The organism is Rhodanobacter sp. B2A1Ga4, assembly GCF_018101315.1.
Classification (GTDB): domain Bacteria; phylum Pseudomonadota; class Gammaproteobacteria; order Xanthomonadales; family Rhodanobacteraceae; genus Rhodanobacter; species Rhodanobacter thiooxydans_A.
In genome coordinates, this window is record NZ_JADBJR010000007.1 from 101,890 (window position 1) to 124,880 (window position 22,991).

Sequence of the window (22,991 nt, forward strand, 5' to 3'; positions counted from 1 at the left end):
GAGCTTCTTCAGAACAATTCGCCCTGCGGCGAGACCTTGCGCGGCGGCACGAAGCGCGAGGTGTCGAGGACGAGCTCGCGGGCGCGACCGAAGCCGTGCCGGCGGCAGGCCACCTCGAAGCGACGGCGCAGCAGGTCGGCGAACACGCCTGAGCCGCGCATGCGGGTGGCGAAGTTGCTGTCGTAGTCGCGCCCGCCGTTCATCTGCCGGACCAGGCTCATTACGTGTTCGGCGCGTTGTGGCGCATGCAGCGCGAGCCATTCGCGGAACAACGCTTTCAGCTCATACGGCAGGCGCAGCGTGGTGTAGCCGGCGCAGCGCGCGCCAGCGTCGGCGGCCTGCGCCATCACCGCTTCCATATCCTTGTCATTGAGTGCCGGGATGACCGGCGCCACCAGCACGCCGACCGGCACGCCGGCCGCGGCCAGCGTGCGGATCGCCTTGATCCGCCGGTGCGGTGCGCTGGCGCGCGGTTCGAGTTTGGCGGCAAGGTGGTTGTCCAGCGAGTTGACCGAGACGAACACCTGCAGCAGCCGTTCGCGTGCCATCGGCACCAGGATGTCGAGGTCGCGTTCGACCAGCGCGTTCTTGGTGACGATGGTGCACGGGTGGCGACATTCGGCCAGCAGCTCCAGCGCGGCGCGGGTCAGCCGCCAGCGCTTCTCGACCGGCTGGTAGGGGTCGGTGTTGCTGCCGATGTTGATCGGGCTGACCGCGTAGCCGGGTTTCGCCAGTTCCGCGCGCAGCACCTCGGCGAAGTTGCCCTTGGCGCGCAGCCTGGTCTCGAAGTCCAGCCCGGGCGACAGGTTGAGGTAGCTGTGCGAGGGCCGCGCGAAGCAATAGATGCAGCCGTGCTCGCAACCGCGGTACGGGTTGATCGCCTGGCTGAAGGCGATGTCCGGCGAGTCGTTGCGGCTGATCACGCTCCTTGCGCGTTCCTCGGTGACGCAGGTCGGTGGGCGCGGCGTGTCCTCGTCCAGCAGCGCGCTCTGCCAGCCGTCGTCCTCGGCGTGGTGGCGGATGCTTTCGAAGCGCCCTTCCGGGTTGGAGGCGGCACCGCGGCCCTTGAACGGACGCGTGGCCGGGAGCTGTTCCAGCGAGATCGGCGGCGGCGAAGGATCATCCATCAGGGCAGTTTCGCGCGGCGACGTCTCAGTCATCGCGACATCTTTGCGCGACGTGATCCGGCGCGCGCCGGACGCTCGACGGCGGCGCTATGATGCGGCCGTCCGCCGCCACCGGCGGCGCATTTCCACCTGTCGGGGCTTCCCCATGCGCTGGCTGCTGCTCGCCCTCACCGTGTTCGCGTTCATGCTGTGCTTCACCCGCCACGGCGCTGGCGCCTGGGGCTTCTGGCTGCTGGTCGGGCTGATCGGCGTGTTCGCCACCACGCTGGCCTTCGTGCAGGCGCGCATCGCCAGCCACGCACGCGCGGACAGCCTGTCCGAGTACGACCTGATACGGCTGCGCGAGGGCAAGGATCCGCAGAAGCGCGACCGCGCCGTGCGCTAGCTGCGCCGCGCTACAGCCCCAGCTCGGTGATCATCGCCTTGCGCATCAGGTACTTCTGCACCTTGCCGGTCACCGTCATCGGGAACGCGTCGACGAAGCGTACGTAGTGCGGCACCTTGTAGTAGGCCAGATGGTGGCGGCAGTAGTCCTGGATCTCCGCCACGCTGGCCTCGCTGCCCTCGCGCAGGCGGATCCATGCGCAGACCTGCTCGCCGAACTTCGCGTCGGGCACGCCGAACACCTGCACGTCGAGCACTTTCGGGTGGGTGTACAGGAACTCCTCGATCTCGCGCGGGTACACGTTCTCGCCGCCACGGATGATCATGTCCTTGAGCCGGCCGACGATGCGGCAATAGCCGTCCGCGTCCAGCGTGGCGAGGTCGCCGGTGTGCATCCAGCGCGCCTCATCGATCACCTCGCCAGTACGCGCCGGATCGTCCCAGTAACCCAGCATCACCGAGTAGCCACGCGTGCACAGCTCGCCCGGCGTGCCGCGCGGCACGATGTGCCCGCGCTCGTCCACCAGCTTCACTTCCAGCTGCGGATGGATGCGCCCCACGCTGTCCACGCGGCGCTCCAGCGGATCCTCCGGCACGGTCTGGAAACTCACCGGGCTGGTCTCGGTCATGCCGTAGGCAATGGTGATCTCGCTCAGGTGCATCTCGCCGACCACCCGCCGCATCACCTCGATCGGGCACGGCGAGCCGGCCATGATGCCGGTGCGCAGGCTGGACAGGTCGAACTCGGCGAAGCGCGGGTGCTCGAGCTCGGCGATGAACATGGTGGGCACGCCGTGCAGGCCGGTGCATCTTTCCTCGGCCACGGTTTCCAGCGTGGCCAGCGCGTCGAAGCCTTCGCCCGGGATCACCATGCAGGCGCCGTGGGTGACGCAGGCGAGGTTGCCCAGCACCATGCCGAAGCAGTGGTAGAACGGCACCGGGATGCACAGCCGGTCGTGTTCGGTGAGGCGCATCGCCTCGCCGATGAACCAGCCGTTGTTGACGATGTTGTGGTGGGTCAGCGTGGCGCCCTTTGGTGCGCCGGTGGTGCCGGAGGTGAACTGGATGTTGACCGGGTCGTCGAAGCCCAGCTCGCGTTCCGCCTCGTGCAGTCGCGCCAGCGCGGTGGCGTCGCCCAGCGCCGCCAGCTGTTGCCAGCTGCGCGTGCCGGGTGCCGGTTCGTCGTCGAGCAGAACCACCTCGCGCAGTGCCGGCAACCGCGCCGCCTGCAACTGGCCGGGCACGCTGGCGGCCAGCTCCGGCACCAGTTCGGCCAGCATATCCAGATAGTGTGAGGTCTTGAAGCGGCGCGGCAGCACCAGCGCGCGACAGCCCACCTTGTTCAGCGAATACTCCAGCTCGTGCGTGCGGTAGGCCGGGTTGATGTTGACCAGGATCAGTCCCGCCTTCGGCGCGGCGAACTGCAGCAGCACCCACTCGGCCCGGTTCGGCGCCCAGATGGCGACGCGGTCGCCACGCACCAGGCCCAGCGCCAGCAGGCCGGCGGCCACGCGCTCCACCGCGGCATGGAACTCGCGGTAGCTCAGACGCACGCCCTGCGCGCGCACCACCAGCGCCGGTCGATCCGGATGCGCGGCTGCGATGCGGTCGATCAGCGCGCCGACGGTATCACCCAGCAGCGGCTGCGGGCTGGCGCCGTGGACATAGCTCGGTGCTTCGCTCATACGCGATCTCCTCAGCTCTTCCTGGCGTGCCGCGCGACCGCCAGCATAGCGCCGCGACCGGCGGTCGCGGCCAAAGAAAAAACGCAGCGGCTCGCGCCGCTGCGTTTCCCGTACTCCGGCGCTCGCCCTCAGTCGCTGAGGTCGACGTCCTTGGTTTCACGCACGAACAGCATGCCGATCACGAAGGTCATCGCCGCGATCGCCACCGGATACCACAGGCCGGCGTAGAAGTTGCCGGTGGCCGCCACGATGCCGAACGACACCGAGGGCAGGAAGCCGCCGAACCAGCCGTTGCCGATGTGGTACGGCAGGCTCATCGAGGTGTAGCGGATCCGGGTGGGGAACATCTCCACCAGCCAGGCGGCGATCGGCCCGTAAACCATCGTCACGTAGAGCACCAGGATGGTCAGCAGCAGGATCAGCATCGGCGTGTTGGTCTTTGCCGGATCGGCCTTGACCGGGTAGCCGGCATCGGCAAGCGCCTTGCCGACGCCTTCGCCGAACGCCTTGCTCTGCGCCGCGAAATCAGCCTTGGACAAGGCCCCGCCCTCGAACGAGGGGAACTCCTTGCCGCCGATCGAGACCACCGCCGGCGTGCCCGCCGCTGCCGCGACGTTCTCGTACGGTACGCCGCGCTTGGCCAGGTAGCTCTTGGCCACGTCGCAGGAGCTGGTGAAGACCTTCTTGCCGATCAGGTCGATCTGCACGCTGCAGCCGGCGGGATCGGCCTGCACCCGTATCGGTGCCGTCACGCTGGCCGCCTCGATCGCCGGGTTGCCGTAGTGGGTGATCGCCTTGAAGATCGGGAAGTAGGTCAGCGCGGCGAGCAGGCAGCCAGCCAGCACCACCGGCTTGCGCCCGATCTTGTCCGACAGCCAGCCGAACACCACGAAGAACGGCGTGCCGATCAGCAGGGCCGCGGCGATCATCAGCTGGGTGGTGGTGGCATCGATCTTCAGCGTGCTGCCGAGGAAGTACATCGCGTAGAACTGGCCGCAGTACCACACCACGGCCTGGCCGGCGGTGGCGCCGAGCAGGGCCAGGATCACCAGCTTCAGGTTGCCCCAGCGTGCGAACGACTCGGTCAGCGGCGCCTTGGAGGTCTTGCCCTCCTCCTTCATCTGCTTGAACACCGGCGACTCGGACAGTTGCAGGCGGATGTAGACCGACACGGCCAGCAGCAGCGACGACAGCAGGAACGGAATGCGCCAGCCCCAGTCGTTGAACTTGTCGCCCATCATCCACTTGCAGCCCAGGATCACCAGCAGCGACAGGAACAGGCCGAAGGTGGCGGTGATCTGGATGAAGCTGGTGTACAACCCGCGCTTGCCCTTCGGTGCATGTTCGGCCACGTAGGTGGCCGCGCCGCCGTACTCACCGCCCAGCGCCAGGCCCTGCAGCATGCGCAGCGCGATCAGGATCACCGGCGCGGCCACCCCGATCGAGCCGTAACTGGGCAGCAGGCCGACGAAGAACGTGGACAGGCCCATGATCACGATGGTGATCAGGAACGTGTACTTGCGCCCGACCAGGTCGCCGACCCGGCCGAACACCAGCGCACCGAACGGGCGCACCGCGAAGCCGGCGGCGAACGCCAGCAGGGCGAACACCAGCTGGCTGGCCTCGTTGAGGCCGGAGAAGAACTGCTTGCCGATGATCACGGCGAGCGAGCCGTACAGGTAGAAGTCGTACCACTCGAACACGGTGCCCAGGCTGGACGCCAGGATTACCCGCTTGTGGCTGACGTCGAGCGCGTCGCCGGCGTTGCTGCCGATGGCGTCGATGGCATTGCTGGCCATGATGTTACCCCTCCCGAATGGTGTGAGATGCCTCTGCCCGGAACACTGGCGAGAAGCCGGAAGGCGCGGACCGCCCCTTGCCCCGGGCCGCACCTCATCAACCTCCCGCTGTTGCGGGAGGTTGGTCGGCGGCGCGCCGGGGCACGCCGCCATGAACCTCAGAAGCGATAAAGCGCGTTGAGACTGACCTGGTTGCCGGTGGTGGTCTTGCGGTCCACGCCGTTGCTGGTGGAGTCGAGCTTGTCGTGCATCCATTCGGCACTGAGGTCGTAGGAACCGGCGGTGTACTGCAGGCTCAGCGCGGCCTGGCGGTTGCGCAGCAGTCCGGTCGAACCGTTGCCCATCCAGGTGATCACGTCCTTGCTGTCGGGTTTGCTGTAGGCGTAGAGCGCGTACAGGCTCCAGTTCGGCGTGAAGCTGTAGCCCGCCTGCACGAAGCCGCCACGTTCGCTGATGTCACCGAACTGCGACATCGCGCCGAAGATCTCGCCAAGGCCGTTGCCGGCGTAGGCCAGTCCCTTGAATGTCCACGGGCCGGGCTTCCACTGACCGCCGATTTCGTAGCCGGTGCTCTTCACGCTGGACTGGATCGGCGTCGGTGCGGTGCCGCCGACGCCGCGCAGGTCGACCTTGCTGTAGTGCGCGGCGAAGTACGCCAGCCAGTTCTTGTCCTGCACGTGCAGGCGCGCCTCCACTTGCGGGCGGAAGCCGGCGCTGCCGGCGGTGAGGTAGTTGATATTGTTGCCCGGCCCGCTCCAGGTGCCCTCGAACGCGCCCACGTCGAGCCGCCATTGCGCGCCGGTGCTGCCGTGGTTGAGGTCCTGCATCACCACTACGCCGGGGAAACGCCAGCCGCCGTAGCCGGAACCGAAGCCCAGCGGGAACGCGATGTGCGCCAGCGAGGTGGGCGAATTGTCGATCGGAAACATCAGGTCCCACTGCTGGCCGATGCGCACGGTGGTGCCGCTCTCGGGGTTGGTCAGGTCCATGTAGGCCTGGCGCAGGCGCGGCGTCGGCTGCTGTTGGCTGTACGCGCCGGTGCCGTTGAAGCCACCGAAGAAGTCCATCTCGATGCGGCCGCCGCCGCTCCAGTTGCCGGCGAACTTGGCGCCCTTGAAGTCGAGCCAGAAGCGCGTGTTGCGCACGTCGACGCCGGAGAGCGAGCCCTTCGAGCCGGGAATCGGGAACAGCGCGTTCTGGCCGTTGCCATAGGTGAAGCTCTTGTTCTGGCTGAACGCGCTGGCGCTGACGAAACCGTGCAGTGCCACCGACACGCCGGGAGCGCTGCTGAACACCGGCGTCGCGGCGGCCGGCGCGGCCGCCACACTCTGCGCAGGTGCCGCGGGCTGGGCGGGCGCGGCTTTCTGCGCCTGGATCATCGCCTTCAGTTCGTTCAACTGCTGCTCGAGCTGCGCCACGCGCTGTTCGAGTTGCTGCTCGCGCGTGTCGCTCTGCGCGTGGCCAGCCAGCGGGAGCATCAGGGCGCAAGCCATGCTCAGGGCAAGCGCGGAATAACGGTTGGTGTGTCGCGTGGTCATGCGTGCGTCTCCCCGAGGTCGATGACGGACCGAGCATGGCCATGCTGCAGCGCGGGCGACTATTCGCCATTGGTCGAACTTCGACCAAAGTCGAGCCGGCTGCGCGCCGCCAACTCCGCGGCGATCGGGCTACACTCGAAAACGTGCACACCGCCGGGCGCCGACGCCTGCCGCGGTACCCCTGTCGCCACCTTTCATGCCGAGCCAGCAGGAGCCCAGCCATGTCCAAGCTCTATCCGGTCAACCCCTCGTTTGCCGCCGCGGCGCGCCTGCGTCACGACGACTACACGCGCCTTTACGCCGAGTCGGTCAGCGACCCGGAAGGCTTCTGGGGCCGCATCGGCCAGCGCCTGGACTGGATCAAGCCGCCGACGAAGATCAAGGATGTCTCGTTCGATCCGAAGGACCTGCACATCCGCTGGTACGAAGGCGGCGAGCTCAACGTCTCGGCGAACTGCCTCGACCGCCAGCTGGAAAAGCGCGGCGACAAGGTGGCGATCATCTTCGAGGGCGACGACCCGGCCACCTCGCGCAAGATCACCTACCGCGAGCTGCACGCCGAGGTGTGCAAGTTCGCCAACACGCTGAAGCACCTCGGCGTGGCCAAGGGCGACCGCGTGGCGATCTACCTGCCGATGATCCCCGAGGCGGCGGTGGCGATGCTCGCCTGCGCCCGACTGGGCGCGATCCACTCGGTGGTGTTCGGCGGCTTCTCGCCCGACTCGCTGGCTGGGCGCATCGCCGACTCGCAGGCCAAGGTGGTGGTCACCGCTGACGAGGGCCTGCGCGCGGGCAAGCACATCCCGCTCAAGGTCAACGTGGACGCGGCACTGGAGCGCCCCGGCACCAACAGCGTGGAAACCGTGATCGTGGTGCGCCACACCGGCGGCGCGGTGCACATGCAGTCGCCGCGCGACCGCTACTGGCACACGCTGATGGACGGCCAGAGCGCCGATTGCGCGCCGACCCCGGTCGAGGCCGAGCACCCGCTGTTCGTGCTGTACACCTCCGGCTCCACCGGCAAGCCCAAGGGCGTGCAGCACTCCACCGGCGGCTACCTTGTATTCATCAGCTACACCCACGAGCAGGTGTTCGACCTGCGCGAGGACGACGTCTACTGGTGCACCGCCGACGTCGGCTGGGTCACCGGCCATAGCTACGTGGTGTACGGCCCGCTGTGCAACGGCGCCACCACGGTGATGTTCGAGGGCGTGCCGAACTACCCCGACCACAGCCGCTTCTGGCAGGTGATCGACAAGCACCAGGTGACCCTCTTCTACACCGCGCCCACCGCGATCCGCGCGCTGATGCGCGAGGGCGAGGCGCCGGTGAAAAAGTGCTCGCGCAAGTCGCTGCGCATCCTCGGCTCGGTGGGTGAGCCGATCAATCCGGAAGCGTGGGAGTGGTACTACAACGTGGTCGGCGAGCAGCGCTGCCCGATCGTCGACACCTGGTGGCAGACCGAGACCGGCGGCATCATGATCTCGCCGTTGCCCGGCGCGATCGCCACCAAGCCCGGCTCGGCCACCTTGCCGTTCTTCGGCGTCAAGCCGGCGATCGTCGACGCCGAAGGCACCTTGCAGGAAGGCGTGGCCGAGGGCAACCTGCTGATCACCGACTCCTGGCCCGGCCAGGTACGCACCATCTACGGCGATCACCAGCGCTTCATCGAGACCTACTTCAGCGCCTATCCCGGCAACTATTTCTCGGGCGACGGCGCGCGCCGCGACGAGGACGGCTACTACTGGATCACCGGCCGCGTCGACGACGTGATCAACGTGTCCGGCCACCGCCTGGGCACCGCCGAGGTGGAGAGCGCGCTGGTGGCGCATCCGAAGGTGGCCGAGGCCGCCGTGGTCGGCTGCCCGCACGAGATCAAGGGCCAGGGCATCTATGCCTACGTCACCCTGGTCGCCGGCGAGAACGGCAGCGACGAGCTGCGCAAGGAACTGATCGCCTGGGTACGCAAGGAGATCGGCCCGATCGCCACGCCGGACTACCTGCAGTGGGCGCCCGGCCTGCCGAAGACGCGCTCGGGCAAGATCATGCGCCGGATCCTGCGCAAGATCGGCGAGAATCAGCCCGAGCAGCTCGGCGACATCACCACCCTGGCCGATCCCGGCGTGGTGAAGAACCTGGTGGACGAGCGGCTGATCAAATAAGCGACGGGATTCGGGATTTGCAAGAGTCGCTCTCCGAATCTCCCATCCCGAATCCCGAATCCCGGCTTCGCCCCATGCCCGACATCCTGATCGCCGACGACCATCCGCTGTTCCGCGACGCGCTGCAGCGCGCCGTGCTGACGGCGGTGCCGCAGGCGCGCGTGCACAGCGCCGACAGCGTGCACGCGTTGCTCGGCCTGATCGAGCAGTTCCCCGACGCCGAGCTGCTGCTGCTCGACCTGCACATGCCCGGCGCGCGCGGCTATTCGGCGCTGGCGCATATCCGTGGCCAGTATCCCGGGCTGCCGACCATCGTGGTGTCCGGCCACGAGGAGGCGCAGGTGGCGCGCCGCGCGCTGGCACACGGCGCCTCGGCCTACATCCCCAAGTCCACCGCCGGTACCGACATCGTGGCGGCGATCCGCGCGGTGCTCGACGGCGACGTGTGGCTGCCGCCGGCCCTGCTCGGCGACCCCGGCGAACTGAGGCCCGACGAAGCCGCCGCCGCCGCGCAGGTCGCCGCGCTGACGCCGCAGCAGTTCCGCGTGATGACGATGATCGCCGAGGGCCTGCTGAACAAGCAGATCGCCTGGGAGCTGGGCGTCTCCGAGGCCACCGTGAAGGCACACATGACCGCGATCATGCGCAAGCTCGGGGTCAATAACCGCACCCAGGTCGCGCTGCTCGCCAGCCAGCTGGCGGTCGACCAGGAAGGCCTGCCGGCCATGCCGGACGACTCCGACTGACCCCGTTCAGGCAACCGGCCACCCCGACTCACCCGTCGCCCGGCCACCGCCAGGCCACGTCCCGCGCCATCCAGACGCGGTCCTGCCACCGCTTCCGTCACGCCCGCGAACCACGCCCATCAGCTTCGTGCAATCAGCCTTATATACGGCTATTTGATTTTCTTGCTTTCTTTTGTTGCGGCGCACTATAGTCGATTCTCCCCATGCCGGGAGTGGAGAACATGGCTCAGCCGCACGCGCAGGGTTTGTACAACCCGTCCAACGAACACGACGCCTGCGGCGTGGGTTTCGTCGCCCATATCAAGGGCCGGAAAAGCCATGAGATCGTCCAGCAGGGCCTGTTGATCCTGCGCAACCTGGATCATCGCGGCGCGGTCGGCGCCGATCCGCTGATGGGCGACGGCGCCGGCATCCTGATCCAGATCCCCGACCAGCTCTACCGCGAGGACATGGCGCAGCAGGGCGTGCAGCTGCCGCCGCCGGGCGAATACGGCGTGGGCATGGTCTTCCTGCCCAAGGAGCACGCCTCGCGGCTGGCCTGCGAACAGGAGCTGGAGCGCAAGGTGCTGGCCGAGGGCCAGCTGGTGCTGGGCTGGCGCGACGTGCGCGTCGACGCCGACATGCCGATGTCGCCGGCGGTCAAGGCGACCGAGCCGGTGGTGCGGCAGATCTTCATCGGGCGCGGGCCGGACGTGATGGTGCCCGACGCGCTGGAGCGCAAGCTGTATGTCATCCGCAAGACCTCCAGCCACGCGATCCGCGCGCTGGGCCTGAAGCACGGCAAGGAATACTTCGTCCCCTCGATGTCCAGCCGCACGGTGGTCTACAAGGGCCTGCTGCTGGCCGGCCAGGTTGGCCGGTACTACCTCGACCTGGCCGACCCGCGCACCGTGTCGGCGCTGGCGCTGGTGCACCAGCGCTTCTCCACCAACACCTTCCCCGCGTGGGAGCTGGCCCACCCGTACCGCATGATCGCGCACAACGGCGAAATCAACACGGTCAAGGGCAACGTCAACTGGATCAACGCGCGCACCGGCGCGATCTCCTCGCCGGTGCTCGGCGACGACCTGGCCAAGCTGTGGCCGCTGATCTATCCCGGCCAGTCCGACACCGCCTCGTTCGACAACTGCCTCGAACTGCTGACCATGGCGGGCTACCCGCTGTCGCACGCGATGATGATGATGATTCCCGAGGCATGGGAACGCCACACGCTGATGGACGACAACCGCCGCGCGTTCTACGAGTACCACGCCGCGATGATGGAGCCGTGGGACGGCCCCGCCGCGATCGCCTTCACCGACGGTCGCCAGGTCGGCGCCACGCTCGACCGCAACGGCCTGCGCCCGGCGCGCTACCTGATCACCGACGACGACCTGGTGATCCTGGCCTCCGAGGCCGGCGTGCTGCCGATCGCCGAATCGCGCATTGTGAAGAAGTGGCGGCTGCAGCCGGGCCGGATGCTGCTGATCGACATGGAGGCGGGCCGCATCATCGACGACAAGGAACTGAAGGACCAGCTGGCCAACGCCAGGCCGTACAAGCAGTGGATCGAACACATCCGGATCAAGCTGGACGCCCTGCCGGAGCCGCGTGCCGAGTCGCACGTCGTCGACAGCCTGCTCGACCGCCAGCAGGCCTTCGGCTACACCCAGGAAGACCTGAAGTTCCAGCTGCTGCCGATGGCGCAGGCCGGCGAGGAAGCGATCGGCGCGATGGGCAACGATTCGCCGCTGGCCGTGCTGTCGGAGCGCAGCAAGTCGCTGTACCAGTATTTCCGCCAGCTGTTCGCGCAGGTCACCAACCCCTCGATCGATCCGATCCGCGAACAGCTGGTGATGTCGCTGGTGTCCTTCATCGGGCCCAAGCCCAACCTGCTGGACATCAACAACATCAACCCGCCGCTGCGACTGGAGGTGGCCCAGCCGGTGCTGGACTTCGCCGAGATGGCCAAGATCCGCAAGATCGGGCGCTACTCCAAGGGCAAGTTCCGCAGCTTCGAATTGGACATCACCTATCCGGCGACCTGGGGCAAGGCGGGCATCGAGGCGCGCCTCGCCTCGCTGTGCGCGCAGGCGGTGGACGCGATCCACCAGGGCCACAACATCCTGATCGTGTCCGACCGGCGCAGCAATCACGAGCGCGTGGCGATCCCGGCCCTGCTGGCCACCTCGGCCGTCCATCTGCACCTGGTCAACCGCGGTCTGCGCACCAGCACCGGCCTGGTGGTGGAGACCGGCTCGGCGCGCGAGGTGCACCACTTCGCCCTGCTCGCCGGCTACGGCGCCGAGGCGATCCACCCCTACCTGGCGATGGAAGTGCTGGCCCAGCACTTCGCCGCGGGCAGCGGCGGGATAAGCGCGGACAAGGCGCTGCACAACTACGTCAAGGCGATCGACAAGGGTTTGCAGAAGGTGATGTCCAAGATGGGCATCTCCACCTACATGTCCTACACCGGCGCGCAGATCTTCGAGGCGGTGGGTCTGAACCGCGAGCTGGTCGACAAGTACTTCACCGGCACCACTTCCAACATCGAGGGCATCGGCCTGTTCGAGGTGGCCGAGGAAGCGCTGCGCCTGCACGCCGCCGCCTACGGCGACGACCCGGTGCTGGCCGACGCGCTGGACGCAGGCGGCGAGTACGCCTGGCGCGTGCGCGGCGAGGAGCACATGTGGACGCCGGACATGGTGGCCAAGCTGCAGCACGCCACCCGCGCCAACAACACGCAGACCTACCAGGAGTATTCGCAGCTGGTCAACGACCAGACCCGGCGCCTGATGACGCTGCGCGGGCTGTTCGAGTTCCGCGCCGATCCGGCCGCCGCGATCGCGCTGGACGAGGTGGAACCGGCCGGCGAGATCGTCAAGCGCTTCGTCACCGGCGCGATGTCGCTGGGCTCGATCTCGACCGAGGCGCACACCACCCTGGCCATCGCGATGAACCGCATCGGCGGCAAGTCCAACACCGGCGAGGGCGGCGAGGACGAGGCGCGCTACCAGGGCGAGTTGCGTGGCGTGGCGATCAAGCAGGGCGACACCGTCGCCGGCATCCTCGGCAAGGCGCACATCGAGCGCGACCTCGAACTGCAGGCCGGCGACTCGCTGCGTTCGCGCATCAAGCAGGTGGCCTCCGGCCGCTTCGGCGTCACCGCGGCCTACCTGGTCTCGGCCGACCAGATCCAGATCAAGATCTCGCAGGGTGCCAAGCCCGGCGAGGGCGGCCAGCTGCCCGGCCACAAGGTCTCCGAGTACATCGCGCAGCTGCGTTTCTCGGTGCCCGGGGTGGGCCTGATCTCGCCGCCGCCACACCACGACATCTACTCGATCGAGGACCTGGCCCAGCTCATCCACGACCTGAAGAACTGCAACCCGCAGGCGTCGATCTCGGTGAAGCTGGTGTCCGAAGTGGGCGTGGGCACGGTGGCGGCCGGCGTGGCCAAGGCCAAGGCCGACCATGTGGTGATCGCCGGCCACGACGGCGGCACCGGCGCCTCGTCGTGGTCGTCGATCAAGCACGCCGGCACGCCGTGGGAACTGGGCCTGGCCGAAACGCAGCAGACGCTGGTGCTGAACCAGCTGCGCGGGCGCATCCGGGTGCAGGCGGACGGCCAGATGAAGACCGGCCGCGACGTGGTGATCGGCGCCCTGCTCGGCGCTGACGAGTTCGGCTTCGCCACCGCGCCGCTGGTGGTGGAAGGCTGCATCATGATGCGCAAGTGCCACCTCAACACCTGCCCCACCGGCGTGGCCACGCAGGATCCGGTGCTGCGCCGGAAGTTCAGTGGCAAGCCCGAGCACGTGGTGAACTACTTCTTCTTCGTGGCCGAGGAAGCGCGCCGGATCATGGCGCAGCTGGGCATCCACCGCTTCGACGAGCTGGTCGGCCGCACCGACCTGCTCGACACCCGCCAGGGCATCGCGCACTGGAAGGCGCGCGGGCTGGATTTCAGCCGCGTGTTCCACCGCCCCGAGGTACCGACCGGGGTGGCGCAACGACACGTCACCGAACAGGACCACGGCCTCGGCAAGACCGGCAAGGCGCTCGACCACAGCCTGATCGAGAAGGCCCGGCCCGCGCTGGAGCAGCGCGAACGGACCAGCTTCATGGTCGGCGTGCGCAACGTCAACCGCACCGTGGGCACCATGCTGTCCGGCGAGGTGGCGCGTCGCTACGGCCACGCCGGCCTGCCCGACGACACCATCCACATCCAGATGGATGGCACCGCCGGACAGAGCTTCGGCGCGTTCCTGGCTCGCGGCATCACGCTCGACTTGGTCGGCGAGGCGAACGACTACGTGGGCAAGGGCCTGTCCGGCGGGCGCATCATCGTGCGCTCGCCGAACGACTTCCACGGCTTCGGCCCGGAGCACATCATCGCCGGCAACACGGTGCTGTACGGCGCCACCGAAGGCGAGGCCTATTTCAACGGCGTCGCCGGCGAACGCTTCGCCGTGCGCAACTCCGGCGCCACCGCCGTGGTGGAAGGCGTCGGCGACCACGGTTGCGAGTACATGACCGGCGGCACCGTGGTCCTGCTCGGCGAAACCGGCCGCAATTTTGCCGCCGGCATGTCCGGCGGAGTGGCTTATGTGTTCGACCCCGAATTGCGCTTCCAGGCACGTTGCAATCTTTCCATGGTCGCCCTGGAACCGCTGCTGGCCGGCGTCGAGCAGGAACTGCGGGTGCCGCGCACGCTGTGGCATCCGCTCACCCGCGGCGCGCCCGGCGAAACCGACGAGGCGATCCTGCGCCGGCTGGTCGAGTCGCACTTCCGCTACACCGGCAGTTTCCGCGCGAAGGCGATCCTGCATGACTGGAGCAACGCCCGCACGCATTTCGTCAAGGTGATGCCGCACGAGTACAAGCGCGCGCTGGCCGAACCGCCGCCGGCGACCACCGCCGCATCCACCGAGAAGGCCACGGCCTGAGTCCACGAGGAACCGCACAGATGGGCAAGATCACCGGCTTTCTCGAATACCCGCGCCTGCAGGAAACCAGCGAGGCGCCCGCACAGCGCAAGAAGCACTGGCGCGAATTCACCGCGCACCTGTCCGACGACCAGGCTGCGCAGCAGGCCGCGCGCTGCATGGATTGCGGCATCCCGTTCTGTCACCAGGGCTGCCCGGTCAACAACATCATCCCCGACTTCAACGACCTGGTGTACCGGCAGGACTGGAAGCGCGCGATCGACGTGCTGCACTCGACCAACAACTTTCCCGAGTTCACCGGCCGCATCTGCCCCGCCCCGTGCGAGGCCGCGTGCACGCTGAACATCAACGACGACGCGGTGGGTATCAAGTCGATCGAGCACAAGATCATCGACAAGGCGTGGGAGGAAGGCTGGGTGGTGCCGCAGCCCGCCACGCGCCAGACCGGCTGGAAGGTAGCCGTGGTCGGTTCCGGCCCGGCCGGGCTGGCCGCCGCGCAGCAGCTGGCCCGGGCCGGCCATGCGGTGACCGTGTTCGAGAAGAACGACCGCCTCGGCGGCCTGCTGCGCTACGGCATCCCCGACTTCAAGCTGGACAAGGGCCACATCGACCGCCGCCTGCAGCAGATGCGCGGCGAAGGCGTGCAGTTCCGCACCGGCGTGTTCGTCGGCGTCGCGGCGGATGCCGGGCAGCACGGCAACCCCCACGTGATCACCCCCGAACAGCTGCGGCAGGAATACGACGCGGTGGTGCTCACCGGCGGCGCGGAAACCCCGCGCGACCTGCCGGTGCCCGGCCGCGAGTTGCGCGGCGTGCATTTCGCGATGGAGTTCCTGCCGCAACAGAACCGCGTGGTGGCCGGCGACAAGCTGAAGAACCAGCTCGTCGCCACCGGCAGGCAGGTGGTCGTGATCGGCGGCGGCGACACCGGCTCCGACTGCGTGGGCACCTCGAACCGCCACGGCGCCGTGGCGATCACCCAGTTCGAGCTGCTGCCGCAGCCACCACTGCAGGAAAACAAGCCGCTGGTGTGGCCGTACTGGCCGCTCCGCCTGCGCACCTCCAGCTCGCACGAGGAAGGCTGCCGGCGCGACTGGTCGGTCGCCACCAAGTGCTTCAACGACGACGGCAAGGGCCACGTGAAAAGCCTCACCGGCGTACGGCTGGCGTGGCAGGACGGCAAGATGAGCGAGGTCCCGGGCAGCGAGTTCGAGATCCAGGCGGACCTGGTGCTGCTGGCGATGGGCTTCGTCTCGCCGGTACAAGGCGTGCTGGACGCGTTCGGCGTGGACAAGGATGCCCGCGGCAACGCCCGTGCCACCGCCGACGCCGACGGCGGTTACCGCACCAGCGTGGACAAGGTGTTCGCCGCCGGCGACATGCGCCGCGGCCAGTCGCTGGTGGTGTGGGCGATCCGCGAAGGACGCCAGTGCGCGCGCGCGGTGGACGAGTTCCTGATGGGCCATTCCAGCCTGCCGCGCTGATCGCGGCTCAGGCTGGCCGGTCCTCGCCCTGCCGGCGCACCAGCGCGGTCAGCAGGGCGCGCAAGGCCGCCGGGCGTACCGGCTTGTGCAGCACCGGATAACCGCGCGCCCGCGCACGCTGCTTCAATTCGCTGCTGCCATCGGCCGTGATCATTGCCACCGGCGGCAGCTCGCCCAGCGCATCGCGCAGCTGCTGCAGCGCCTGCAGGCCGTCGACGCCATCGGCCAGGTGGTAGTCGGCCAGCACCAGGTCGATCGGCCCGCGCCTCAGTTCGACGCGGGCCTGCGCCACATCCAGTGCGGTGCGGCAATCGACGCCCCAGCGGCTGAGCAGGGCGCGCATGCCGTCGAGGATGCTGGCGTCGTTGTCCAGGCACAACACGGTCAGCGGCAGCTGCTTGTCCGGACCGGCGCGCTCCACCCGCTGACGCCGCACCGGCACCGCCTCGTTGCGCGGCACCGTCACCGCGAAGCAGCTGCCATGCTCGACCCGCGAGTGCAGGTCGAGCCGGTGGCCGAGGATGCCGGCCAGGCGGTCGCAGATCGACAGGCCCAGGCCCAGGCCCTTCTCGCCCCACGGCGAAGGTTGTTCCAGCCGCTGGAATTCGTCGAAGATGCGCGCGCGCTGTTCCGCCGCGATGCCTGGGCCGGAGTCCCACACTTCGATGCGCACCTCCTCGCCGTGCCGTCGCGCACCCAGCAGCACGCTGCCCTTGCTGGTGTAGCGCAGCGCGTTGGAGAGGAAATTCTGCAGGATCCGGCGCAACAGCTGCGGGTCGCTGCGCACCGCCAGCGAGGTTGGCACCACGCGCAGGCGCAGCCCGCGACGTTCGGCGACCACCGCGAATTGCGCCTTCAGCGAATCGAACAACTCGGCCAGCGCGAAGGCGCCGACTTCGGGGTGGTAGCTGCCGGCATCCAGCCGCGAGACGTCGAGCAGCGCGTCGAGCAGGTCCTCGGCAGCGCGGAACGAGGCGTCGATGCGTTCGGCCAGGCCGCTCGCTTCGGTGTCCAGCCCGGGATGCTGGCGCAGTGCCGAGGTGAACAGGCGCGCCGCATTCAGCGGCTGCAGCAGGTCGTGGCTGGCCGCGGCGAGGAAGCGCGTCTTGGAGATGTTCGCGGTCTCCGCCGCGCGGCGCGCCTGCGCGGTGGCGGCCAGCGCCTCGGACAGTTCGGCGGTACGCTGCTCGACGCGCTGCTCCAGCGTCTCGTTCACCTCGATCAGCGCCTGCTCGGCGTGCTTGTACGCGGTGACGTCGGTGTAGGTGGTGACGTAGCCACCGCCGGGCAGCGCGCGGCCGCGCATCTCGATCACCGTGCCGTCCGGGCGTACGCGCTGGAACAGGTGCGAGGAGCCGGCGCGCATATAGTCGATGCGCTTGGCCACGTGGCCGTCGACCTCGCCGGGGCCGCACTCGCCCAGCTCGGCATTCCAGCGGATCAGCTCGGCCACCGGCACACCCACATGGACCATGCCGTCGGGGTAGTCGAACAGTTCCAGGTAGCGCCGGTTCCACGCCACCAGGCGCATCTGCGCGTCGACCACGCTGATTCCCTGCGAGACGTTTTCCAGCGTGGTGGAAAGCAGCTCGCGATTGAAGCGCAGTTCCTGCGAGGCCTCGTCCAGCAGCGCCATCGACTCGGCCACGTCCAGGCCGCTGCCGGACAGTGCGCTGATCAGGATGCGCCGCGCGTTCGCCGCGCCCACCGCCGAGGCCAGCAAGCGCTCGGTGTACTGGATCAGGGCGCGGTCGGCTGCCTCGCCGGGCAGCAGCGGCTTGCCGCGGCGCTGGCCGTATTCCTCGAACGCGCGCGCGCTGCTGCGCTCGCCCACGATGCGTTCGGCGATGGTGCGCAGGTCGGCCACCACCACGCGGCCGCGCCAGTCGCCGCTGCCGCTGCGGCGGGCCGGGTCGGCGTCCATGAACAGTGCTGCGTGCAGGCGTTCCTCCAGGCTGGGCCGCAGGCGCAGCGAAACGAACACCAGGCAGCCCACGTTGACCAGCAGCGACCAGAACGTGCCGTGCATCACCGGCTCCCAGCCGCTGAGGTGGAACAGCGCCTGCGGGCGCAGCCAGTCCCAGCCGAACGGACCATGCTGCAGCCACTGGTCGGAACGGATCAGCGCCGGCAGCAGCAAGGTGTAAAGCCACACCAGGAAGCCACCGGCCAAGCCCACCATCACGCCGCGGCGACTGGCGCCGCGCCAGTACAGCGCGGCGATCAGCGCCGGCGCGAACTGCGCCACCGCGGCGAACGCGAGCAGCCCGGTGGCGGCCAGGTTTTCCGCGTTCGCGGCGACCCGGTAGTAGGCGTAGGCCATCGCCGCGAGCAGGATGATCGCCACCCGGCGCACGCCCAGCACCAGCTGCGACAGGTCGCTGCGTTGCTCCAGCCGCAGTCGGCGGATGCGCAGCAGCGCCGGCATCACCAGATCGTTGCTGATCATCGTCGACAGCGCCACCGAGGCCACGATCACCATGCCGGTTGCCGCCGAGAAACCACCGATGAAGGCCAGCAGCGCCATGCCACGGTCGCCGTACGCCAGCGGCAGGGTCAGCACCCAGGCGTCGGCGGTGCCGTCGCGCACCAGCGGCATGTGCGCGCCGGCCGCCACGATCGGCAGCACCGCCACGCTGACGACGACCAAGTACAGCGGCACCATCCAGCGCGCACGGGTGAGGTCGCCGGCGTCCTCGCACTCGACCATGCCGATCTGGAACTGCCGCGGCAGGCAGAACATGGCGCAGAACGCCAGCATGGTCTGCGCCAGGAAGCCGGGCGACAAGCCATGGCTCAGCTGGGTGACCGGCAACTGCACCGTGCTGACCAGCCCCGGCCCCTGCCACAACGCGTAGCCGGCCAGCGCGACGAACGCCAGCAGCTTGATCAGCGACTCCAGCGCGATCGCCAGCATCATGCCGTGGTGGTGCTCGGTGGCGTCGATGCTGCGCGTGCCGAACAGGATCGCGAACACCGCCAGCAGCACCGCGCACCACATCGCGCTGTCGATGCCGCCGGCCGTCACCACGCCGTGCCGGACGCCGCCGAGCACGCCGAACGACATCGCCACCGCCTTGAACTGCAGCGCGATGTACGGCACCACCGCGATCACCGCGATCACCGCCACCAGCGCCGCCAAACCGTGCGACTTGCCGAAGCGCGCGCCGATGAAGTCGGCGATCGAGGTGATGTTGCGCTGCCTCACCGTCTGCACCAGCCGGCGCAGCAGGCCGAAGCCGAACACGAACAGCAGGATCGGGCCGAGGTAGATCGGCAGGTAGGCCAGGCCGTCGCGCGCCGCCGTGCCGACCGCGCCGTAAAACGTCCACGACGAGCAGTACACCGCCAACGCCAGGCTGTAGACGATCGGGCGCAGGCGCGGCTGGCGCGGGTACAGCGGCCGGCGATCGCCCGCGTAGGCCACCACGAACAGCAGCCCGACGTACAGCAGCGACACCAGCAGCAGCAGCCAGCCTTGAATCAAGTCCCGTTCTCCCGGCCAGACGATCGACAGGCAGGATGCCTGTGCTTGTGCCATGACGGTGCCGGCGGCACCATGCACGGATGATCGCCGCGCCCGCCTCGACGCTTGCCAACGTAGCAGAGCACCTGCGCGATGACGAGATTCATGTGTGGCGGCTGGACTATCGACCCTCGGCCGGGCGAGCGCCGCTGCGCGCGGTGCTGGCCGCCTACCTCGGCATCGCCGCGGAGCAGGTGGTGCTGGCGGATGGCGAGTACGGCCGCCCGGCACTTGCCACCGGGCTGGATCCCTCGCTTGGTTTCAACTGGTCGCACAGCGGCGGACATGCCCTGATCGCGCTCGGCCGGCACGTCGTGCCGGGGATCGATCTTGAATGCCAGCGCCCGCGCCCGCGGGCGCTGGATATCGCCGAGCGCTATTTCAGCAGCGAGGAGGCAGCGCTGCTCGCGGCGCTGCCCGAGGCCGAACGCAGCGCCACCTTCCTCGAGTTGTGGACCGCCAAGGAAGCGGTGGTGAAGGCGCTGGGCCGCGGCCTCGCGTTCGGCCTGGATCGGCTCAGCATCGCCAGCGTCGCCGGCCAGCTGCAGTTGCGGCGGCTGGCCGGCGACGACGCCAGCGCCTGGCAACTGCAACGGCTGGACCTCGACCACGGCCTGGTGGCGGCGCTGGCCTGGCGCGGCGGCGAGCGCCGGATCCGGCTCGCCACGCTTGCCAGTGACGCCTGATCGGCGCACTGTTTTCGGTCCGTCTCAACCCACCATGTGCCTGCGGACCATCGTGCCGCTCGCCCCACCGCCCAGGATCGTCCGCCCACCATGACCCTGCTCAGCGTCAACCTCAACAAGATCGCCGTGCTGCGCAATTCGCGTGGCGGTGACGAACCGGACATCTGCCGCGCCGCGCAGACCTGCATCGAGGCCGGCTGCGGCGGCATCACCGTGCACCCGCGCCCTGACCAGCGCCATGTACGGCCGCACGACGTGCGCGCGCTGGCCGCGATGCTGCGCGGACGGGTCGAGTACAACATCGAAGGTAACCCGTTTGCCGGCGCCCGCGGCGAGTACCCGGGCCTGCTCGCGCTGGCCCGCGAAGTGCGCCCGACCCAGGTGACCCTGGTGCCGGACGGCGACGGCCAGATCACCTCCGACCACGGCTTCGACCTGCGCCGCGACATCGCGCAGCTGCACCCGCTGGTCGGCGAGCTGTGCGACCTTGGTTGCCGGGTCAGCCTGTTCGTCGATGCCGGTAGCCAGGATTTCGAGCTGGCCGCGGCAATCGGCGTGCAGCGCATCGAGATCTATACCGGCCCCTACGCCGAGGCCTTCGCCGACGGCCAGCCCGCCGCCGCCCTGTCGGCATGCGCCGACACCGCGCGCCGCGCGCAGCAGGCCGGGCTGGCGGTGAACGCGGGGCACGACCTCAGCCAGGCCAACCTGGGCACGTTCAAGGCCGCGATCCCCGGTTTGGCCGAGGTGTCGATCGGCCACGCGCTGATCGGCGAGGCGCTGTACGAGGGGCTGGCCTGCACCGTGCGCAACTACCTGCAGATCCTGCGCTGAACAGGGCGCCGCGACGGCGCCGACCACCGAGCGCACCAACGAAAACCCCCGCGCAAGGCGGGGGGTTTTCTTTTGTTGCGTGCTGCCGCGGCAGCGCCGGGTCAGAAGTTCTCGGTGAAACCGATCTTGACCAGGTTGTAGCTCTTCGCGTCCGCCAGCACCCGTGCCACGTACTGATAGGCCACCGCGTCATCCGCGGCGATCTGGATTTCCGGCTGGTTGCTCTGCTGGGCGATCACCGCGAGCTGCGCCTTCAGGCCCAGCTCGTCGACCGGCGTGTCGTTCCAGTACAGCGCACCGGCCTGGTCGATCTTCAGATGGATCGGATCCGGCGGGTTGGTCTGCGGCGTGGGGTTAGGGTTCGGCTGCGGCAGGTCCACCTGGATCTTGTGGGCCAGCACCGGTGCCGTGATCATGAAGATGATCAGCAACACCAACATCACGTCGACCAGCGGCGTGACGTTGATCTCCGACATCGGACCGGTCGTGTTAGTAGAGAATGACATCTTCGATCACCCCTTCGGCGCGTCAGTGGTCATGAAGCCAACATGCACCATGCCCGAATCCTTGGCGTCGCCGATGATCTTCTTCACGACCTTGAACTCGGTGTTCTTGTCCGCACGGATCTGCAGCTCCGGCTGGGGCGACTTCTGCGCATTCACCGCAAACTGCGCCCGCAGCTCGGCTTCGCTGACCAGATGGTCATTGAAGTACATGCTGCCATCCTGCTTGACCGCCAGATCCAGCGGCGGAACCACCAACTCCGGTTCCTTGGTCTTCGGATTCGCGATCGGCAGGTCGATCGTGATGGAATGCGACATCAGGGGCGCCGTGATCATGAAGATGATCAGCAGTACCAACATCACGTCGACCAGCGGCGTGACGTTGATTTCCGACATCGGGCCGCCGGAATTGCCTCCTACGCTCATCGACATGGGTCAATTCCTCACTTCGAGCTGTCGACGCGCGAACCAGTGGCGAAGAAATCGTGCAGGTCGTGGGCGAATTCATCGAAGCGGGCGTACACCACGCGGTTCGAGCGGCTGAAGAAGTTGTAGGCGAACAGGGCCGGGATGGCGGCGAACAGACCGAACGCCGTCATGATCAGCGCCTCGCCGACCGGGCCGGCCACCGCGTTCATCGACGCATTGCCGGAAGCGGCGATGCGGATCAGGGCGTGGTAGATGCCCCACACCGTACCGAGCAGACCGACGAACGGTGCGGCGGAGCCGACCGTGGCGAGCAGGGTCATGCCGCCTTCCAGGCGCATGCTCTCGCGAGCCACGGCCTGGCGCAGGGCGCGGTCGATGAACTCCGAACGGCTCAGCGACTCGGCCAGGCGGCCGGTGGTGCCTGCCGCTGCCGTGGCCTGCTGGTGATGGGCGACCGCCGAGGCGGCATCGAGCGCGATCTTGGAGAACGGCTCGCTGCGCGGCTGGGCTTCCAGTTCGCGGATCGCGTCCTGGGTGGAGCCGTTGCCCCAGAAGCCGTTGATGACCTTGTCGGCGCGAGCCTTCACCGTCGCATTGCGGATGCCGTTGGCGATGATGAAGTACCACGACAGGAACGACATCACGACCAGGGTCACGAAGACCACCCAGCCGAGCCAGTCGAAGTTCTGGATCAGGTTGTCGAAGCCCATCTGTTTCATGGCTTCGGCGTTGGTATTGCCACCCATGGCCTGTGCGGCATCGGTCGTTGCAGGAGTCTGTAGGAACATAACGCTACCCTAGGGAAGTCAAGCGTGAACTGTAACTGTAAACCGGGCGGACCCGGTTACAGCTGGTTGAGATTGAAGTTGACCGGAACGCGTGCGTAGCCTTCAACTTTCTGTCCATTTCGAATCGTTGGATTGAAGCGCCAACGACGTGCGGCATCCATGGCAGCACGATCGAGTTCGTGGTAACCGCTGGACCGGTCGATCTTGATGTCCTTCGGCGAACCATCCACGCCCACCAGGATCATCAGCACCACCGTGCCTTCATGCCGCTGGCGAACCGCCTGCGGCGGATACTTCGGCTTGATCTGGCTGTTGTAGCTGAGATCCGAACTGGCCGTGATATCCGATGGCGGTGCCGGCGGAGCTGGCGGTGCC

The 22,991-nt window shown here is 68.1% G+C and carries 16 protein-coding genes; 7 read left to right on the forward strand and 9 right to left on the reverse strand.

All coding sequences use genetic code 11. From position 1 onward, the window contains the following. Positions 1-8 precede the first annotated feature (8 nt). A complete protein-coding gene (locus IMW82_RS17085; RefSeq protein ID WP_108471281.1) occupies positions 9-1,127 on the reverse strand; it encodes a PA0069 family radical SAM protein in 1,119 nt (372 codons plus the stop codon). A 145-nt stretch (positions 1,128-1,272) separates the two neighbouring features. On the opposite strand from IMW82_RS17085, the gene IMW82_RS17090 reads away from it, so the two are divergent. Next, positions 1,273-1,512, forward strand: coding sequence for a hypothetical protein (locus IMW82_RS17090; protein WP_108471225.1), 240 nt, complete (start codon positions 1,273-1,275; stop codon positions 1,510-1,512). A 10-nt stretch (positions 1,513-1,522) separates the two neighbouring features. On the opposite strand, the gene IMW82_RS17095 is transcribed toward IMW82_RS17090, so the two are convergent. From IMW82_RS17095 to IMW82_RS17105, 3 genes are all read right to left on the reverse strand, one after another. Next, positions 1,523-3,196, reverse strand: a complete 1,674-nt coding sequence (locus IMW82_RS17095) for an AMP-binding protein (RefSeq protein WP_211005432.1) — start codon at positions 3,194-3,196, stop codon at positions 1,523-1,525. A gap of 128 nt (positions 3,197-3,324) precedes the next feature. Further along, positions 3,325-4,995: an MFS transporter gene (locus IMW82_RS17100; RefSeq protein WP_211005433.1), complete on the reverse strand. Its 1,671-nt coding sequence runs from the start codon at positions 4,993-4,995 to the stop codon at positions 3,325-3,327. A 158-nt stretch (positions 4,996-5,153) separates the two neighbouring features. After that, positions 5,154-6,533, reverse strand: coding sequence for a carbohydrate porin (locus IMW82_RS17105; RefSeq protein ID WP_211005434.1), 1,380 nt, complete (start codon positions 6,531-6,533; stop codon positions 5,154-5,156). Positions 6,534-6,754: 221 nt separating this feature from the next. On the opposite strand from IMW82_RS17105, the gene acs reads away from it, so the two are divergent. The 4 genes from acs (at position 6,755) to IMW82_RS17125 (ending at position 15,850) form a co-directional block, all read left to right on the forward strand. After that, positions 6,755-8,695, forward strand: coding sequence for an acetate--CoA ligase (gene acs, locus IMW82_RS17110; RefSeq protein ID WP_211005435.1), 1,941 nt, complete (start codon positions 6,755-6,757; stop codon positions 8,693-8,695). A gap of 74 nt (positions 8,696-8,769) precedes the next feature. Continuing rightward, a complete protein-coding gene (locus IMW82_RS17115) occupies positions 8,770-9,441 on the forward strand; it encodes a response regulator transcription factor (RefSeq protein ID WP_108471230.1) in 672 nt (223 codons plus the stop codon). A 221-nt stretch (positions 9,442-9,662) separates the two neighbouring features. Further along, positions 9,663-14,366 carry a glutamate synthase-related protein gene (locus IMW82_RS17120; RefSeq protein ID WP_211005436.1) on the forward strand — a complete coding sequence of 1,568 codons (4,704 nt, stop codon included), beginning with the start codon at positions 9,663-9,665 and terminating at the stop codon, positions 14,364-14,366. A gap of 20 nt (positions 14,367-14,386) precedes the next feature. Then, positions 14,387-15,850, forward strand: coding sequence for a glutamate synthase subunit beta (locus IMW82_RS17125; RefSeq protein ID WP_211005437.1), 1,464 nt, complete (start codon positions 14,387-14,389; stop codon positions 15,848-15,850). 7 nt (positions 15,851-15,857) lie between these two features. Here the strand turns inward: IMW82_RS17125 and IMW82_RS17130 are convergent, their stop codons facing one another. Then, positions 15,858-19,337 (reverse strand): PAS domain-containing hybrid sensor histidine kinase/response regulator, encoded by a 3,480-nt coding sequence (locus tag IMW82_RS17130; protein WP_211005438.1) that lies wholly within the window; start codon positions 19,335-19,337, stop codon positions 15,858-15,860. A gap of 80 nt (positions 19,338-19,417) precedes the next feature. On the opposite strand from IMW82_RS17130, the gene IMW82_RS17135 reads away from it, so the two are divergent. Both IMW82_RS17135 and IMW82_RS17140 read left to right on the forward strand, forming a co-directional pair. Next, positions 19,418-20,062 (forward strand): 4'-phosphopantetheinyl transferase superfamily protein, encoded by a 645-nt coding sequence (locus tag IMW82_RS17135; protein ID WP_211005439.1) that lies wholly within the window; start codon positions 19,418-19,420, stop codon positions 20,060-20,062. 90 nt (positions 20,063-20,152) lie between these two features. Next, positions 20,153-20,896: a pyridoxine 5'-phosphate synthase gene (locus IMW82_RS17140; protein WP_211005440.1), complete on the forward strand. Its 744-nt coding sequence runs from the start codon at positions 20,153-20,155 to the stop codon at positions 20,894-20,896. Positions 20,897-20,997: 101 nt separating this feature from the next. Here IMW82_RS17140 and IMW82_RS17145 read toward each other — a convergent pair whose 3' ends face one another. The 4 genes from IMW82_RS17145 to IMW82_RS17160 all read right to left on the reverse strand — a co-directional run. Then, positions 20,998-21,402, reverse strand: a complete 405-nt coding sequence (locus tag IMW82_RS17145; RefSeq protein ID WP_211005441.1) for a biopolymer transporter ExbD — start codon at positions 21,400-21,402, stop codon at positions 20,998-21,000. A 6-nt stretch (positions 21,403-21,408) separates the two neighbouring features. Further along, a complete protein-coding gene (locus IMW82_RS17150; protein ID WP_108471236.1) occupies positions 21,409-21,831 on the reverse strand; it encodes a biopolymer transporter ExbD in 423 nt (140 codons plus the stop codon). A gap of 11 nt (positions 21,832-21,842) precedes the next feature. Further along, positions 21,843-22,574, reverse strand: coding sequence for a MotA/TolQ/ExbB proton channel family protein (locus tag IMW82_RS17155; protein ID WP_108471237.1), 732 nt, complete (start codon positions 22,572-22,574; stop codon positions 21,843-21,845). Positions 22,575-22,672: 98 nt separating this feature from the next. Continuing rightward, on the reverse strand, positions 22,673-22,991 hold a 319-nt coding region (locus IMW82_RS17160), incomplete at its 5' end, for an energy transducer TonB (protein WP_211005442.1).